Origin of the sequence: Burkholderia sp. SIMBA_051 (assembly GCF_046534915.1) — a bacterium.
Classification (GTDB): domain Bacteria; phylum Pseudomonadota; class Gammaproteobacteria; order Burkholderiales; family Burkholderiaceae; genus Burkholderia; species Burkholderia ambifaria.
Window position 1 is genome coordinate 1 of record NZ_JAWRXS010000052.1, and the last position, 452, is coordinate 452.

Here is a 452-nt window from a genome sequence, read left to right on the forward strand (position 1 = left end):
TTCGGCAATCTGGTCGATGGGAGTGCCGGGCGGGACGTCGAGCGTCTGCTGTGCTGGTGTCGGCACCGTGATTGACGCGGGCGGCTGGTTCAGCTCCTGCTGCCTCGCGCGCTCCTTCTGCTGGTCGATCAGTTGCTGCGCCGGGTCCTGGACCGGGCGTGCCGCCGGCAACGCCGGGACACCGGCAGGTGCCCCCGGTGGCGTCTGGGCATGCGCAGCGGCGATGTGAAGACCACAAAGCGCGATACCGCGCAGCAGCGTCGGGCGTACCGCCCAGGGCACGCTTCTGGAGGGCCGCATCAACGCCACCACCAGGTGGTGAGGCCCAGATGCTGGCCGATCTGCACTGGCGTACGGCCAGGCGCGCGCACGGTCGTGAGGCTGCCCGTCGCGGCAACACCCTTGCCGCCGGTGATGTAACCGCCGTCGATTACGCCGTCGCCCGTGAGCGT

1 pseudogene is annotated in these 452 nt (G+C 70.1%); it reads right to left on the reverse strand.

Annotation, left to right across the window (positions count from 1 at the left end):
• Window positions 1-300: pseudogene (locus SB771_RS33480) on the reverse strand (hypothetical protein); the annotation flags it as partial.
• Between the last annotated feature and the right edge of the window lie 152 nt (window positions 301-452).